The 16,027-nt window shown below is 66.5% G+C and carries 9 protein-coding genes, 1 tRNA gene and 2 pseudogenes; 6 read left to right on the top strand and 6 right to left on the bottom strand.

Annotated features, from left to right (window positions below):
* Nucleotides 1–41: 41 nt before the first annotated feature.
* Nucleotides 42–230 (top strand): annotated as a pseudogene (locus tag A5625_RS30415) (hypothetical protein); the annotation flags it as partial.
* A 39-nt stretch (nt 231–269) separates the two neighbouring features.
* On the opposite strand, the pseudogene A5625_RS27715 reads toward A5625_RS30415, so the two are convergent.
* Nucleotides 270–845, bottom strand: a pseudogene (locus A5625_RS27715) (MMPL family transporter); the annotation flags it as partial.
* A gap of 205 nt (nt 846–1,050) precedes the next feature.
* On the opposite strand from A5625_RS27715, the gene A5625_RS27710 reads away from it, so the two are divergent.
* The 4 genes from A5625_RS27710 (at nt 1,051) to A5625_RS27695 (ending at nt 4,800) form a co-directional block, all read left to right on the top strand.
* On the top strand, nt 1,051–2,283 hold the full coding sequence (locus A5625_RS27710) for a GNAT family N-acetyltransferase (protein ID WP_067002101.1): 1,233 nt from the start codon (nt 1,051–1,053) through the stop codon (nt 2,281–2,283).
* 184 nt (nt 2,284–2,467) lie between these two features.
* Nucleotides 2,468–2,543, top strand: a tRNA-Lys gene (locus A5625_RS27705).
* Between the two features lie 105 nt (nt 2,544–2,648).
* Nucleotides 2,649–2,915 (top strand): hypothetical protein, encoded by a 267-nt coding sequence (locus A5625_RS27700; protein WP_067002098.1) that lies wholly within the window; start codon nt 2,649–2,651, stop codon nt 2,913–2,915.
* Between the two features lie 145 nt (nt 2,916–3,060).
* On the top strand, nt 3,061–4,800 hold the full coding sequence (locus A5625_RS27695; protein ID WP_067002095.1) for a DUF3556 domain-containing protein: 1,740 nt from the start codon (nt 3,061–3,063) through the stop codon (nt 4,798–4,800).
* On the opposite strand, the gene A5625_RS27690 is transcribed toward A5625_RS27695, so the two are convergent.
* Nucleotides 4,787–5,014 (bottom strand): DUF3618 domain-containing protein, encoded by a 228-nt coding sequence (locus A5625_RS27690; RefSeq protein ID WP_067002104.1) that lies wholly within the window; start codon nt 5,012–5,014, stop codon nt 4,787–4,789. The genes A5625_RS27695 and A5625_RS27690 overlap by 14 nt on opposite strands.
* 79 nt (nt 5,015–5,093) lie before the next feature.
* Between A5625_RS27690 and bcp the strand changes: the two genes are divergently transcribed.
* The gene (bcp, locus tag A5625_RS27685) at nt 5,094–5,567 is read left to right on the top strand and encodes a thioredoxin-dependent thiol peroxidase (protein WP_067002092.1); all 474 of its coding nucleotides are present in this window, start codon (nt 5,094–5,096) and stop codon (nt 5,565–5,567) included.
* Here bcp and A5625_RS27680 read toward each other — a convergent pair.
* From A5625_RS27680 to A5625_RS27665, 4 genes are all read right to left on the bottom strand, one after another.
* Entirely contained in the window at nt 5,564–6,937 is a 1,374-nt protein-coding gene (locus tag A5625_RS27680) for a cytochrome P450 (RefSeq protein WP_067002089.1), read from the bottom strand. The genes bcp and A5625_RS27680 overlap by 4 nt on opposite strands.
* 91 nt (nt 6,938–7,028) lie before the next feature.
* Nucleotides 7,029–8,363 (bottom strand): dipeptidase, encoded by a 1,335-nt coding sequence (locus A5625_RS27675; RefSeq protein ID WP_067002086.1) that lies wholly within the window; start codon nt 8,361–8,363, stop codon nt 7,029–7,031.
* Nucleotides 8,364–8,403: 40 nt separating this feature from the next.
* The gene (locus A5625_RS27670; RefSeq protein ID WP_067002083.1) at nt 8,404–8,802 is read right to left on the bottom strand and encodes a holo-ACP synthase; all 399 of its coding nucleotides are present in this window, start codon (nt 8,800–8,802) and stop codon (nt 8,404–8,406) included.
* 85 nt (nt 8,803–8,887) lie between these two features.
* A partial coding sequence (locus A5625_RS27665) for a type I polyketide synthase (protein WP_067002078.1) occupies nt 8,888–16,027 on the bottom strand: 7,140 nt, incomplete at its 5' end.

Raw genomic sequence — 16,027 nt, 5'->3', positions numbered from 1 at the left:
ATGCGCAGATCAATCAGCAGAACCAACGAGACCTGCTGTTGATGGAGTCCATCGCGATTCCGCTCAGCTTCGCGGTACTGGTCTGGGTGCTCGGCGGAGTTGTAGCGGCGGCGCTGCCCATTGTCCTGGGCGCATTGGCCATTGTCTGCACCATGTCGGTACTGCGGCTGATCAGCGCTGTCACCGATGTATCGGCCTACGCGCTGGACCTCAGCATCGCCATGGGGCTCGCCCTGGCGATCGATTACAACCTGCTGATCATCACCCGCTACCGCGAAGCTGAGCGGAATCGCGATGGACTCCATCAACAGCAGGTCTCGTTGGTTCTGCTGATTGATCTGCGCATACGCCACGGCCATGCCGCCGGCACGCACGGTGACGCCGTCGCGATCGTGCACCAGATCCTTGGTCAACCTGCTGGCGTACTTCTGCGCGTCGTTTTCCCCGCCCCTCAGGCCGGCCACGATCATGCCGGACTTGTTGTCCTTGCTCACCAACTGGGCAGCGGCAGCGGGCGGCGAGGTCCACGCCGAGGAGACGTTCAGCACCCACGGTGTCCGTTTCAGCTGGTCGGTGATGTCGATGCCGACCCGGCTAGCCTGATCGCTGCGCACACCGGCGGGCGCGGTCACCACGATCAGCATCTGCTGATCGGTCTGGTTGAACTTGTCCCGAAGGGTCTCGGTCGCCCGGGAAGACTCCGAAGTGGCGTCTTGAAAGCCGCCGCCGGAAAGGCCGTTGACCACCGGGAGCCCGAAAATCGCAGCCCCCAGCAGGATCAGCACGGCGATCCCGATGATGCGGCGGGGCGCGGCGATGGCAAGCCTGGTGATTACTCGCAGCATGGCGTATCGCCTACCCGAAACCACCTCGTTTGACCCGCCCGGTGTCGAATTGCTCACAGCACCCGTATTCGTGGCGATTTGCCCGATTTCGGATCGAGGTTTGACGGTCTGGCACCCGGGTATCGAAATGTAAAAGCGCACGCGGTACGTGGGTTCGGTGTGCGCAGGGCCGGTTTGCCTGGGTTACAAGCGGATTGGATGCGCAATGAATGACAACGGCACCACTATTCGGCACCCAACCGAGGACGAGTGGCAGGCGGTGTTTGAAAATCAGGCGCGCACATTCGGGGATCCGGTCGGTCCGGAAGACCTCGAGGCCTGGAAACGCCGAGTCAACCTCGACGACATTCTGATTGCCGAGGACGTTTCCGATCCGGAACATCCATTTCTGGTGGGGACCTCCATCATCTACCGCGCACAGCTCACTGTGCCGGGTGGCGCCGGCCTGCGAGCCGCATGGCTGACGATGATCGCTGTCGCGTCAACACATCAGGGCGGAGGACTGTGGGCGCAACTGAGCTCCAAAGGGCTCGGAATACTGTTGGACCGCGGTTATCCGATCGTCTGCGGCGTTCCGACCCAGACCGCGATATACGACGGTTTCGGTGCCGGCGTGTCTACCTACAGCCACACCTATTCCATCGACCGCCGCTTTGCGAAATTGCGAGCCGCGCCGAGCAGCATTCGTGCCCGAGAAGTCAACGTTGCCGAGGCACGACATCACTTGCCGGCGATTTACGAAAGATGGTGCGCCGCAACGCATGGCGCGATCCGCCGGGACGATGCGTGGTGGGCCGACTATCTGGAAGACCGACCAACCCAGCGCGGCAACGGATCTGCGCTGCATTACACGATCCATCCCGACGGCTTCCTCACCTATCGGGTCGTCGGCTCGCGCCAGCACGCGTTCCGGCCGCCGCTCGGCACCGTGGTCGTCGAGGACTTCTGCCCTGTCACCGACGAGTCCTACACCGAGTTGCTGCAGACGCTGTTGGTGTTGGAGATGTTCTACCGAGTTGAGATCGACGTGCCGCCGGATGATCCACTGCCGCTCAAACTCGTCGACCAGCGCGCCGCCGAGCTCAAGGGCACCAGCGATTTCCTGTGGGTGCGGATCAACGACATTCCCGAAGCGCTCGGCGCCCGCAGCTACGCCGCGGACGCCGACATCGTGCTGGAGGTCACAGATCCGCTCGGCCTGGCGGGCGGACGTTTCCAGGTGCAGACTCGCGGTGGCGCCGGGAAGTGCACGCCGCATGACGAGCCCGCCGACATCGAGATCGGTCTGGCCGACTTGGCCACCGTGTACATGGGGGCGCACCGGGCGTCCCAGCTTGTCCGGGCCGGCCGCATCACCGAAGTGCGTCCGGGCGCGTTGCGCGAGTTGGACGCTGCCTTCAGTACCGACCGGGCACCCTTCTGCGGCACCCTGCTGTAACGCTCAACAAACGACATCGGTTGCATCACAACTTCTTTGGCGTCGATGACGAAACTGCACAGCAACGTCTGCGATGACGTCCCGGCGATTGCCACCGCCGGCGGTTATCCTGTACAGAGGTCGGGATTTCACTCCGTAGCGCAACGCCTGTTATTGTCGCCTACGCGGTCTCGACCGACCACAAGCGCCGTTAGCTCAGTTGGTAGAGCAGCTGACTCTTAATCAGCGGGTCCGGGGTTCGAAACCCTGACGGCGCACCAGCTCACCGGATAGGTCATTATTCGGTAGCGCCAATGCGTCAATCACTTTGCCAAAAGCCTCGCGAGTCCTACCATCTTTGCGTCGGGGTTTTTCAAAGGGGACTTGTGAAAACTGAGCTGAAGTGGGTCGAACCCTACGAGGGCCACTTCCATGCCAACATCGACGACCGCAGCGAGTACCGAGTCCACGTGGTCTCGACGGGCGGCTTCCGCGCCGAACGGGTCGATGACGGCTTCGTGCACCACGATCTGGGCCGGGCCGCCACCGCCGTGCAGGCGCGGGCGATCTGCCAGGACCTGCACACCCGGACTTTGCGGCGTGCGGCGTGGGAGGCGTACATGGCCGAGAACGATCCGCCGGGCTGGGAGTAGCCACAACCCCGCCGCGGGACTCAACAACCATTTGCCGCCGTATCCCCTCGCGCATGCCCGTCTTGCAGGTAATTTCTTGCTGGCATCGATTGGCGCCAGGTGCGCCGACAGGCCCCCTGAGACAAGCTGCGTCGAAGGAGCTGCAATGGGGTTCATCCGGCCCAACCTGCCCGTCGTCGACATGGCCGAGTGGAACACCCGCTCCCGCGCCGAACGGATTGTGCCGATGGCACGCCACATCGCCGAGCACGGATTCGGCACGCCGCTGGTGATGCACGTGATGTACGGCGTGAAGATCGCGCTGTACATCCTCGGCGGTTGGCTCTTCGCATGGTCGACCCGGGGCATCGGCGGCTTCACACAGGTCAGCACGTGGTGGTCGGAGCCGATCGTGTTCCAGAAGGCCGTGCTCTACACGATGCTGTTCGAAGTCATCGGCCTCGGCTGCTGCTTCGGACCGTTGGCCGGCCGCTATTTTCCGCCGATGGGTTCGATCCTGTACTGGCTGCGACCCGGCACCATCCGGTTGCCGCCCTGGCCCGACCGCGTGCCGTTGAGCAAGGGCAGCAACCGGACACCCTTCGACGCGCTGCTGTACGGCATTCTGCTGTTGCTGCTGGTGTCCGCGCAGCTATCCGATGGCAGTGGGCCAATCCCGGCTCTGGACACCGAGATCGGCGTGCTGCCGTGGTGGCGGACGGTCGCGATTCTGGCGGTCCTGGCGGTGCTCAGCTTGCGCGACAAGGTGATCTTCCTGGCCGCGCGCGGCGAGGTGTATGCACCGCTGGCGCTGACATTTCTGTTCGCCGGGTCCGACATCGTCGTCGGGGCCAAGGTCGTGTTCATGGTGATCTGGCTGGGCGCGGCGACGTCGAAGCTGAACAAGCACTTCCCGTTCGTCATCTCGACCATGCTGGCGAACAATCCGTTCATCCCGTCCGGGCCGCTGAAGCGGTCGATGTTCAAGCATCACCCCGACGACCTGCGGCCCAGCGCGCTGGCGGGTTTCATCGCACACTTCTCGACCGCGGTCGAGGGTCTGGTACCGCTGGTGCTCCTCTTCTCACACGGCGGCTGGCCGACGGCCATCGCAGCGTTTGTGATGATCGTCTTCCACCTGAACATCCTGCTGGCCTTCCCGATGGGCGTGCCGCTGGAGTGGAACGTCTTCATGATCTTCGGGGTGCTGTGGCTGTTCATCGCGCATGCGCGCCTGGGGTTGTCGGATATCGCCAACCCGTTGCCGATCGCCATCCTGTTTGCAGTGATGGCCGGGACGGTCGTCCTCGGGAATCTCTACCCGCGCAAGGTCTCGTTTCTGCCCGGCATGCGGTACTACGCCGGCAACTGGGACACCACGCTTTGGTGTGTACGGCCGTCGGCCGACGAGAAGTTCCGCGTCGGCTCGCGTGCGCTGGGGCCCATGCAACACCTGCAGCTGGAGCGGTTGTACGGCAGCAAAGAGGAAACCCTGATCCCGCTGCACCTGGCCCTCGCATTCCGGGGCATGAACACTCACGGGCGCGCCCTGCTCACCCTGGCGCACCGGGCGATGGCCGACTACGACGAGGACGACTACAACCTGTGTGAGGGCGAAGTCCTGTGCGCAATGGTTCTGGGCTGGAACTTCGGCGACGGGCACATGCACAACGAGTGCCTGATCGAGGCGCTACAGCAGCGGTGCGACTTCGAACCGGGCGAGGTGCGCGTCGTCATCCTCGATGCCCAGCCCATCCACCAGCAGCGGCAGGAATACCGGCTGGTCGATGCGGCGACCGGCGAATTCGAACGCGGCTACTGCGAAGTCGACGACATGGCCACCAACCAGCCCTGGGCCGACGACATCCCGGTGTATGTCCAGACCGGGCGAGTCAGCGATTCCTGACCCGACGCACCGCCACCACCACGACCAGCGCCCCGACGCCGGCTAGGGACGCGATCACCACGGGCTTCTGCACGAACCCGATCACCCGGGCCTTGAGGTCATCGGCGAGGCGACGCGGGTTGGCCCGCTCGGCAAGTGAGTCGACGGTCGCCGCCAGCTGGTCACGAGCGACGTCGATGTCTTGCTTGATGGCTTCGGGGTCCCGGTCCGCCACTGTGTCCTCCAACTGAGCCTCGTGCACCTGAGGAACTACCCTAGTGCCGATGCTTTGGTGAACCGAAAGGGGAAGCACCTTGACTGAGACGACGCGGCTTGCGCCGGGCGACAAAGCGCCTTCCTTCAGCCTGCCCGACGCCAACGGCAAGAAAGTGTCGCTGGCCGACTACAAGGGACGCCGTGTCGTCGTGTACTTCTACCCGGCCGCCTCGACGCCGGGGTGCACCAAGCAGGCGTGCGACTTTCGGGACAGCCTGGCCGAACTCAACGGCGCCGGCCTCGACGTCATCGGCATCTCCCCCGACAAGCCGGAAAAGCTCGCCAAGTTCCGGGATACCGAGAAGCTGACGTTCCCGCTGCTGTCCGATCCCGAGCGCAAGGTTTTGACGGCCTATGGCGCTTACGGCGAGAAGCAGATGTACGGCAAGACGGTCACCGGCGTCATCCGCTCCACGTTCGTGGTCGACGAGAAGGGCAAGGTCGAGGTCGCCCAATACAACGTGAAGGCCACCGGGCACGTCGCCAAGCTGCGCCGCGACCTGTCCGTCTAGCCGATGACGGCGGCTTCTGCGTACTCGGTGATGGGCCGAGCTATCCCCTGTTCGTCGCAGACCCGCTGCAGCTTCTCCAGCGTCTCGTCGATCCCCGGTCCGAGTCGACTGCCGGGCGTAAAGGTGGCCGGAAGGTGTTGCATGCCCTGGATCACGCCGATCGTCGGGTAGTGCACGGTGCCCTCGGGGTCGCAGCGGTAGTCGGGCATCCGATCGAGCACCGCCATGAGCATCGACTTGAACACGATGCGCGCGACGTTGGACCCTATGCAGCGGTGGATACCGAGCCCAAAGCTGAAGTGCCGGTTGTTCTTGCGGCTCAGGTCTAGTCGATTCGGATCGGGAAACACCGCGGGGTCGCGGTTGGCCATCGCCCAGGACAACCACAAACGATCGCCCTCCTTGAACTTCGTGCCCGCAATCTCGAGGTCGGCGGCGATGGTGCGACCGTCGCCGGGAGCGGGCGTGAAGTAACGCAGGAATTCCTCGGTCGCCGAGTCGAGCAGCGTTTCCCGATCGCGCCTCAGCAATTCGCGCTGCTCGTGATTTTCGCCCAGCCATTCCAAGGCGTGTGCGGTCAGGGCCGTCGTCGTATCGAAACCTCCGCCGATGATCAAGCTGAGCATTCCGAGCAGTTCGGCGTCGGGGGCGGGTTCGCCGTCGATCTGCAGGCGCGCCAACGCGTCCACCAGGCCGGGGCGTGGGTTATCCCGGATCTCCAGGAGGTGGTTGAACAGGTCCGCTACCATCGCCATCGTCTGCTCCAAAACCCTTGGGGCATCAGGGGAATCGGCGGGCGTGTACACGCCGGCGTGGGCCGGCTCGCAGTAGAGCTGCCACTTCTTCAGCGGAACGCCCATGATCGCCAGAGTCAGGACGGCGGGCACGACGTTCGCGAGATCGTCGACGAAGTCGATTCGCCCCACTTCGATTTTCTCGTCGATGCTCGCCCGCACGATCTCGTCGACAAACGGCTTCCAGCGTTTGACGGCTGCCGGCGACAGATAGGGGTTCAGGATGCTGCGGTAGGCGGAGTGCTCGGGTTCGTCCATCTCGAGCATGCCGCCACGGACGCCGGTGCCCTGCGGCAGCGTGGGAATGGTGATGCCCTTGTAGCCGGTGCCATCGCCGGTCACGTCGTGGTCGTTGGACACCTGCGGGCAGCGAGCGAGTTCGAAGACTTCCCGGCTGCCCGCGGCCACCCAATGCCCGTCGTAGGTGTCGGTCCACGCCACCGGGCACCTGGCGTGCATCTCCTCGGTGATCTCGGTGAACCGTTCGCGGTACTCCGGGGTGTGGCGATCAAAGTGGTAACGGTTGGTCTTGCCGGCCTTATCTGGCTTGCCGGTCAGGGTGTCTTCCGTAGTCACCGTGGCCTCTCCTGCTACGAGTGGCTGCCTCTAAAGCAGTATGCAACGAGACGGTCGGTCTACAAAGGCAATCTGGGGTCGAGTTTCTGGCTTAGGCCAGGTTGGCGAGCAGCAGGGCCTCGCTGATCGCCGCACGTTCCAGCACTCCCAGGTGCAGACTCTCGTTGATGCTGTGCGCCTGGGTGGCGGGGTCCTCCACGCCGGTGACCAGAATCTTTGCTTGCGGGAACGCGACGGCGAACTCGGCGATGAACGGAATCGACCCGCCCATGCCCATGTCGATCGGATCGGCACCCCACGCCTGCCGAAACGCCGCGCGGGCGGCGTCGTAGACCGCTCCGCTGGCCTCGATGGCATAGGGCTCACCGATGTCACCGCAGGTGACACTGATCTGCGCACCCCACGGGGTGTGGTTTTGCAGGTGGGTGGTCAATGCATCCAGGTGTGCAGCGGCGTCGCCGCCGGGGGCCACCCGCATGCTGATCTTGGCCCGTGCCCGTGGGATCAGCGTGTTCGACGCCTTCTCGATCGGCGTGGTGTCGATGCCGATCACCGTGATCGCGGGTTTGGCCCACAACCGTTGCGGCACTGAGCCAGAGCCGATCTCGGCTACACCGTCGAGCAGACCGGAGTCGGTGCGGGCGCGCTCCGGCGGGTAGTCGGGGTAGTTCAGCGCGGTGATGTCCGTCTGGTGCAGGCCGTCGACCGCCACATTGCCGTCGTCGTCATGCAGACTGGCCAATAGTCGCACCAGGACGCTCAGCGCGTCGGGCACCACCCCGCCCCACAGGCCGGAGTGCAACCCGTGGTCGAGGGTGGCGACCTCGACCACGCAGTCGACCAGGCCGCGCAGCGACACGGTCAGCGCCGGGACGTCGGTGCCCCAGTTGTCCGAGTCGGCGATCACGATCACGTCGGCGGCGAGCGTCTCGCGATGCGCGGCAAGCAATTGGCCGAGCGACGGTGACCCGGATTCCTCTTCGCCCTCGACAAACACCGTCACACCCACTGGCGGCTGTCCGCCGTGCGCCCGAAACGCCGCCAAATGTGTTGCGATACCGGCCTTGTCGTCAGCAGTGCCGCGACCATAGAGCCGCCCGCCACGTTCGGTCGGTTCGAAGGGCGGCGACACCCATTCGCTGCGGTCGCCTTCGGGCTGCACGTCGTGGTGGGCGTACAGCAGCACTGTCGGTGCGCCGGGCGGCGCGGGATGGCGCGCGATGACCGCCGGCGCTCCCCCTTCACTGACGATCTGTACGTCGTCAAACCCGGCCTGCGACAATAGATCCGCCACCGCCCGGGCGCTGCGGTGCACCTGTGGCCGTCGGCCCGGGTCCGCCCACACCGACTCGATGCGCACCAGGTCTTCCAGATCGCGCCGCACTGACGGCAGCAGCTCGCGGACGCGTTCAACCAGATCGGTCATACCCACGAGGCTAATCCCCCAGGCCGAATTGGGCGCGCGGCTAGTCGGCGGTCGTCTCCAAAATGGCCACCGCGGCGGCGGTGTCGCCTTCGTGGGTCAGCGACACGTGGATCGTCACGTCGGCCAGATGTTTGGCGATGTCACCGCTGAGCCGGACCCGGGGCCGTCCCCACATGTCGGTGACCACCTCGATGTCGCGGTGGATGTCCTCCGGCAGCACCGGACGCTGAGCGAACCGCGAGCCCGACCAGGCCTTGATCACGGCCTCCTTCGCGGCCCAGCGGGCCGCCAGATGCCGTGCCGCCGACGAACTCTTGTCCGACGCGTCACGACGCTCCCCCGGGGTGAACGTCTCGGAGAAGACGGTTCCCGGCTGGTCGACCTGTTCCGCGAAATCAGGAATGGAGACGAGATCGATCCCCACACCGACAATTCCCATGGGTCGCCAGGCTAACGGATGGCCGGGGCCGGCGACGATGCGGTCCGCGTAGCGGACCGGCGAGGTACCGGGCAATAAACCGGCGTCATCCGGCAGAGACCTGGTAGGCCTCGCCGTCGCCCAGACGCGAATCCGGGTTCAGCAGCATCGCCGCTTCCTGACGCTTCTCCGGTGCGTCATGGTCGAAGCGACGGTTCGGTGGCCGCTCGTACATCGGCGCGCCGCCGGCGATCGCCGACGCCAGCCGCCGCTGACCGGCCAGCAGGCGGGCATCCGCGCGCCGCTGGTAGTCCGTACGCTGCTCCGGGTCGAGCGCGGCGACGAACGCCTGCGGGTGCACCAGCGCAACCAAGCCTGAAACATGGCCGAAGCCAAGGCTGGTCACCATCCCCGCCTTCAGCGGGAACTTCTCCCTCAGCCGCAGCGTCTCGCGCACCCAGACGAAGTGGGCCGAGCCGGACAGTTCGTCATCGACGCAATCCAGGCTGCGGTTCGGTGGGATCACCCCGTCACGCAGGATCTGGCACAGGCCCATCATCTGGAAGACCGCCGCGCCGCCCTTGGCGTGCCCGGTGAGGCTCTTCTGCGACACCACGAACAGCGGGGCACCCTCGGAGCGCCCCAGCGAGTCGGCGAGCCGCTCGTGCAGTTCGGTCTCGTTGGGATCGTTGGCCAGCGTCGAGGTGTCGTGCTTGGAGATCACCGCAATGTCGTCAGCGCCCACCCCGAGCTTGGCCAGCGACCGCGCCAGCGCCGAATCCTTGCCGCCGCGACCCGCGCCCAGCGCGCCCAGCCCCGGGGCCGGGATCGAGGTGTGCACGCCGTCGGCGAACGACTGCGCATAGGCCACCACAGCCAGCACCGGCAGGCCCATCTTGAGCGCCAGGTCGCCGCGCGCCAACAGGATGGTGCCGCCGCCCTGCGCCTCGAGGAATCCCAGCCGGCGTCGATCGTTGGGCCGGGAGAACTTCGAGTCGTGGATGCCGCGGCCCCGCATCATGGAAGTGTCGGCGGTGGCCGCCATGTCACCGAATCCGATGATGGCTTCCAGCGTCAGATCGTCGAATCCGCCGGCGACCACCAATTCGGCCTTGCCCAAACGGATCTTGTCGACACCCTCCTCGACCGACACCGCGGCGGTCGCGCATGCACCAACCGGGTGGATCATCGCGCCGTAGCTGCCGACATAGGACTGAATGACGTGCGCGGCAACAACATTCGGCAGGACTTCCTGAAGGATGTCGTTCGGCTTGTTCCGGCCGAGCAGGTTGCCGTGATACATGGTCTGCATCGACGTCATGCCGCCCATGCCGGTGCCCTGCGTGCTGGCCACCAGGCCCGGGTGCACCCAGCGCATCAACTCGGCCGGGGTGAAGCCCGAAGACAGGAAGGCGTCGACGGTCGCGACGATGTTCCACAGCGCCACCCGGTCGGTCGAGCTGGCCATGTCCTGGCTGATGCCGAACACGGTCGGATCGAAACCGGTGGGGATCTGCGCGCCGACCGTCCGCGACAGCTTGGTCTTTCGCGGCACCCGAATCTCGGTGCCGGCCTTGCGGATCACCTGCCAGTCACTCGAGTCGGGCACCGGCCGGATGACCGTGTGTTCCGGATCGAATTCGACGAAGGCACGCGCGTCGGCCTCCGAGGACACCACGAAGGCGAAGTCCTTATCCAGGAACACCGACACCAGCAGCGGTGAGGCGTGGTCGGGATCGATCGCGCCGTCGTCGACGAACTCCCGGATGCCGCAACGCTCGACGACGGTGTCGTGGTAGCGCTCGACCAACTCGGATTCGTCCACCAGATCACCGGATTGCGTGTCGTACCAACCGGGTTGGGGGTCATCCTCCCAGCGGATCAAGCCGGTAGTCCAGGCAAGCTCCAGGACGCCCGCCGCGGACAGTTCGTTGTCGACCTCCATCTCGAAGCGGGTGCGTGACGAGCCGTACGGGCCGAGTTCCGCGCCGCCGACGATGACCACCAGATCGGCCGGGTCGACGTCGAGGTCTGCCCATTCCGGAGCTGGTGCCGGGGTGAAGCCGCGCGGCGGCGACGGCAGCGCGGCAATGGTGCCCTCGCCCTCGAGCGCCGCAGCATCGTCGTCGGATGCCGAGGTGGCTTGCTCGCGGGCCTTGGCGGCCAGTTCGGCCATGTCGAGGTTGGCCTCGGCCAAACCGCCGGTCAGGTCGGCCTTGATCGGCGCACCGGCGGCGGCGACCTTGGACTCGACATCGCAGAGGTCCAGCAGCATTGCCGCCATCTCGTCGGTCGAGTAGGTCGTGACACCGGCCTCCTCGACCGCGTCGACGATGGCGTCGTTGTGGCCCATCAGCCCGGTGCCGCGGGTCCAGCCGATCAGCGCGTGCGCCAGGCTGACCCGTGCCGCCCACGACGACTCGGCGTGCCAACGGCTCACCAAGGCGTCCAGTGCTGACTTGGCTTCACCGTAAGCGCCGTCACCACCGAACATTCCGCGGTTCGGCGAGCCCGGCAGCACCACATGCAGCCGAGATGCGATGTCGCGCTCGGCGCCGATCTTCGACAGCCCGCCGATCAATCGCTGCACCGCCCACAGCAGCACCTTCATCTCCATCTCGGAGCGCGAGCCGGCCTCGGACAGGTCGCCCGCGACCCGCGGTGCGGCGAACGGGAACAGCAGCGTCGGGGTCTGCGCATCCTTGACGTGAATCGACTGCGGCCCAAGGCTTTCGGTTTGTTCGGTGCCAACCCACTCGACCAGCGCGTCGATGTCGGAGTAGGACGCCATGTTGGCCGCCACCACCCAGAGCGCCGCGCCGTACCGCGCGTGGTCACGATACAGCCCGCGGTAGAACGCCAGCCGCTCCTCGTCGAGCTTGGACGTCGTCGCGATGACGGTGGCGCCGCCGTCGAGCAGTCGCCCGACGACCGATGCGGCGATCGAGCCCTTGGATGCGCCCGTGACGACGGCGACTTCCTTGCTGTACCGGCCGGGATCCGGGTTCTCGGCACCCGCCGCGATCCGGCCGAACAGCGACGCGTGAATCTGACGACCCGTCGACAGGGCTCTGCCCTGCCACCAGGTGGCCTGGGTGGCCACCACATGGCCTGCGCCCTCGAACCTTTCGGACAGGCTCACCCATTGGGCGTCAATGTCACCCTCGTCGGTCAGCCAGAGCTTGACCAGGTCTTCGCGGGCACTGGCCCAGCGGTCGTCGAACAGTACGGCCTTCTTCGACTCGAACACCGGCGCCACCAGGCGTGGCCAATCGGCACCCAGTTCGGCGGTCACCAGGTCGATGAGCTCGGCGTCGGTGGCCGCCGGCGAAGCGCTGACCGGATCGTCCAGGCCCAGCTGGTTCAGTACCAGGCGGGCCGCCGAGGCCAGCACGCCGTCGCGGCCGGTGATCTGATCGGTGAACTCGCCCAGTGCGGCCGCGTCGATGGTCGCACCGCCGCCGCCACCACCCGAAGACGGCAGCGCCACCGCAATGCCGCGACGCGCGGCAACGGAAGCCACCGCGGCGTCGATCACCTTGTCGACGGAGGCGGCGTCGGCCAGCGCGCCTTCGTGCAGATGGCCCATGGCACCACCCCGGACACTGGTCCCCTCACGGGTTCCCAGGACGACCTCGACCGTGACGTGCTTGGCCCAGCCCTCGCCAAGCTCCCAGGTCTTCTTGACCCGCTCGGCGATGGCAGCCGGCCGCTTACCCGAGGGCCCCAGCACCGTGCGCAGCTGATCGTTGATCGCATCGGAAAGCACTGGGCCGTAAGGCTTGTAGGTGCGCGCCAACTTCGTCACCTGCGCGCGCAGCCCGGCCAGGTCCGCTTCGGCGGCACCGTCGATGGCGCCCAGGTTCAGCTCCGAACCCAGGTCCACCAGCAGCTGGTTGCGTCGCGACGACGCACCGTCGGTGATGGATTCGATGGAGTCCAGCTCTTCGATCTGATCGATGCGCATCTTGGCCGACAGTGCGATCAGCGCCAGTGTGGCATCGGCGGCGTCGAACCCGATGTCGTCCGGCCGGGCCGCACCCGACGGAGCTGTTGGCGCCGCGGGGGCCGGTGCGGCCGCGGCCGCCTCCGGTGCTGAGGCGGTTTCGGCGGGCACCTCCGGCTCGTCCTCGGACTCCGGCTCGGGGTCGGTATCGGTGGCGAACAGCACCGCGGCGTCGCGCTCGGCGTTGAGCACTTCGACTGTGCTGTGGGCATATTCGGGCAGCTTGAGGGTGTTGGTGGCCAGCCCCGCGACGGTCGGTGCGGACTTCACACCGATCTCGACGAACCGCTCCACGCCCAGACCACCGGCGGCCTCCTCGGTGAACAGCAGGTCCTGGGTCTCGATCCAGCGCACCGGGCTGGCGAACTGCCATGCCAGCAACTCGATCAGGACCGTGCGGGCCATCTCGATGCGGCGTTCGGCCAGCCAGGTGTCGTAGTCGGCCAGGATCGGGTCGAGCGGCTCGGCCGGCACCAGGTCGCGGATCTCCTGGATGAAGTCGCGGTCCAGGGTGAACGGGCGGGGCACCAAGTTCGGGATGTAGCGACCGATGATGACGTCGGGATCCTTGTCGCGCGGCATGACTCGGTCGAGTGACCGCCGGAATTCCGCGACGCCGACTCGCAACACCCGCGAGTGGAACGGCACATCGATACCGGGCACCAAGATGAACGAGCGCTTGCCGCCACTGATCGCCCGACGCCGCTCCACCTCTTCTTCGAGCGCCTCCAAACCGCGCACGGTACCGGCGATGGCGTACTGCGACCCGCGCAGGTTGAAGTTGACGATCTCCAGGAATTCGCCTGTACTCTCGGCGATTCCCGCGACGAACGCGGGGACTTCGTCGTCCGGCAGGTCGATCTGTGACGGCCGAATCGCGGCCAGCCGGTAGTTGGACCGGCCGAGCTCGTCGCGCGGCACGATATCGTGCATCTTCGATCCGCGGTGAAACACCGTCTCCAGCAAGGCTTCCAGTTCGTAGATGCCCGTCACGCAGGCCAGTGCGGTGTACTCGCCGACGGAGTGGCCGCAGGCGATCGCACCTTCGACGAAGGCGCCCTGCTCGCGCATCTCGGCGACCTGCGCGGCCGCCACCGTCGCCATCGCGACCTGGGTGAACTGGGTCAGATACAACACGCCCTCGGGGTGGTTGTAGTGCACGCCGCTGGCGATGATGCTGGTCGGGTTGTCGCGCACCACGTGCAATACCGAGAAGCCCAGGGTGTCGCGGGTGAACTTGTCCGCTTTGTCCCACACCTTGCGGGCGGCCTTGGACCGGGCCCGGACGTCCATGCCCATGCCCTTGTGCTGAATGCCCTGGCCGGGGAAGGCGTAGACGGTGTGCGGGGACGCTAGGCGGGCCGTCGCCGACATCACCAGATCCGAACCGATCTTGGCCGTGACCTCCAAAACCTCAGCGCCCTGGTCGATTCCGACACGGTCGACGCGGAAGGCGACCTCGTCGCCGGGTCGGACCATGCCCAGGAATCGCGCGGTCCAGCCGATCAGCCGCGCCGGCGGACGGGTCTGACCGTCGGTGGCGGTCACCGCGTGCTGCGCGGCGGCCGACAGCCACATGCCGTGCACGATGGGCGATTCCAGGCCGGCCAGCAGAGCGGCGGCCCGGTCGGTATGGATTGGGTTGTGGTCACCGGAGACCACCGCGAACGGTCGCATGTCGACCGGAGCGGTGATGGTGACGTCGCGGCGGCGCCGCCGCGGGGTGTCGGTCGCGTTCTGCGAAACCGCGCCACCGGCACGCGTCGGGTCGGTCAGTTCGGCGGCACCGGTGCGTCCCAGGATGGCGAAACGCTCATCGAGGGTGGCGACCAGCTCACCATCGGCGTCGGCGATGGTCACCGAGACCCGGACCACACGTCCCATGTCCGTGTCGACGGCCGCCGAAGCCGTTGCGGTGATTGCCAATTGCGACCGGGTCTTGGGCAGCGTGCCGACCATGTGCGCGGCGTGGTCGAGATGCACCAGGCTCAACAGGCCCTCGATGACCGGAACGCCGGTGTCGGTGACGGCCGAGCCGATGGTCGAGAAGACGGCGGGCCAGCACGGGCCGACGAGCGCGTCGGGCACGGTGGTGAGGCTGGGCGCCAACGGTTCCCCGAACGTCGCGGTGACTCCGGTGTGGTCGGCGACCCGCTCGGGGTCCCAGTCCACCGTGACGGTGGCCGCTCCGTCGGTGACTGCGGGCAGGAAATCCGGCCCGTCGACGCCGGCGGCGATGGCCAACACCGCACGCATGGCCGTGGCGGCATCCTGGGTGGAGACCACCGGGGTGCCGCCGTCAATGGTGTTGGGCGGCAAGGTGAATGGGATGTCGATCCAGGTGCCCGAAACCGGAACGCTGAGCACGACGCGATCGCCGTCGACCTCGAGCCGCGCGCCGGTGGTCGAATGCGTGGCGCGGCGGCTGTCGGGTCCGTCATGCACCAGCCACTCGGTGGGATCGGCGATTCGGTGCACCGGGTTGATCGCGGTGCGTCCGGCCCACTGCACATCGGGGGCGTCCAGCACGACGGCCAGCGGTCCGGTGACGTCGGCGCGGCCGGTCCGGCGGGATGTGACGGCCGTGGGCTCCACGCCAGCGGCAAGCGTCTCGTCAATGGCCGCCTGCTCGAAGCGGTCCAGCAGTTCACCAATGGGTTCGTCCATCCGAGTGATGCCGGCCACGGCCGCGATACCCGGAATGATGCATACCTGATCGGCGTCGTAGCGGGCGTCGTGCGCCTGCCACAGCGAGTCGCTACGCCACCAGCGCCGCACATCCTTGTCGATCACCGGCACGAAGTTGACCGGCTTGCCCAGCGTCTTGCACAGCGTGACGAAGAACGGGACGTCGGCCGGGTGCAGTTGCACGGTCTCGGCATCGGGATAGCGGTCCGACAGCAGATCGATTGCCGCCTCGGGGTTCTCCAGCAGCCCCTCGTCGTCGAACAGCGTCTCGATCGGACCGAAATCCTTTGGATGCAAACGCGCTTCGGCTCGTTGCAGCATCTGCTGGAAACGGTCTCGCCAGGTGTCGGCCAGCCACGGGCTGCCCGGCGAGGCGGTGTCGGCGGTGGAATCACCCTCTCCGATGGTCAGCTCGACGTAGCGCTGCAGCCATTGCAGGTAGGTCATCTCGCCGACATCGCCGAAGTACGGTTTGGCGGTGTTGGCCATCGCCGCGATGATCTCGTCGCGACGCTCCGCGACGGCGTCGGCGTCACCGGCGACCTCGTCGAG

Origin of the sequence: Mycobacterium sp. 1465703.0 (assembly GCF_001672975.1) — a bacterium.
GTDB lineage: Bacteria > Actinomycetota > Actinomycetes > Mycobacteriales > Mycobacteriaceae > Mycobacterium.
This window is presented reverse-complemented; position numbering and strand designations above follow the sequence as displayed.

Bases quoted from the DNA above. Each gene is read 5' to 3' on its own strand.
- A5625_RS27710 (WP_067002101.1), top strand. From the start codon at position 1,051: ATGAATGACAACGGCACCACTATTCGGCACCCAACCGAGGACGAGTGG.
- A5625_RS27695 (WP_067002095.1), top strand. From the start codon at position 3,061: ATGGGGTTCATCCGGCCCAACCTGCCCGTCGTCGACATGGCCGAGTGG.
- A5625_RS27675 (WP_067002086.1), bottom strand. From the start codon at position 8,363: ATGACCGATCTGGTTGAACGCGTCCGCGAGCTGCTGCCGTCAGTGCGG.
- A5625_RS27670 (WP_067002083.1), bottom strand. From the start codon at position 8,802: ATGGGAATTGTCGGTGTGGGGATCGATCTCGTCTCCATTCCTGATTTC.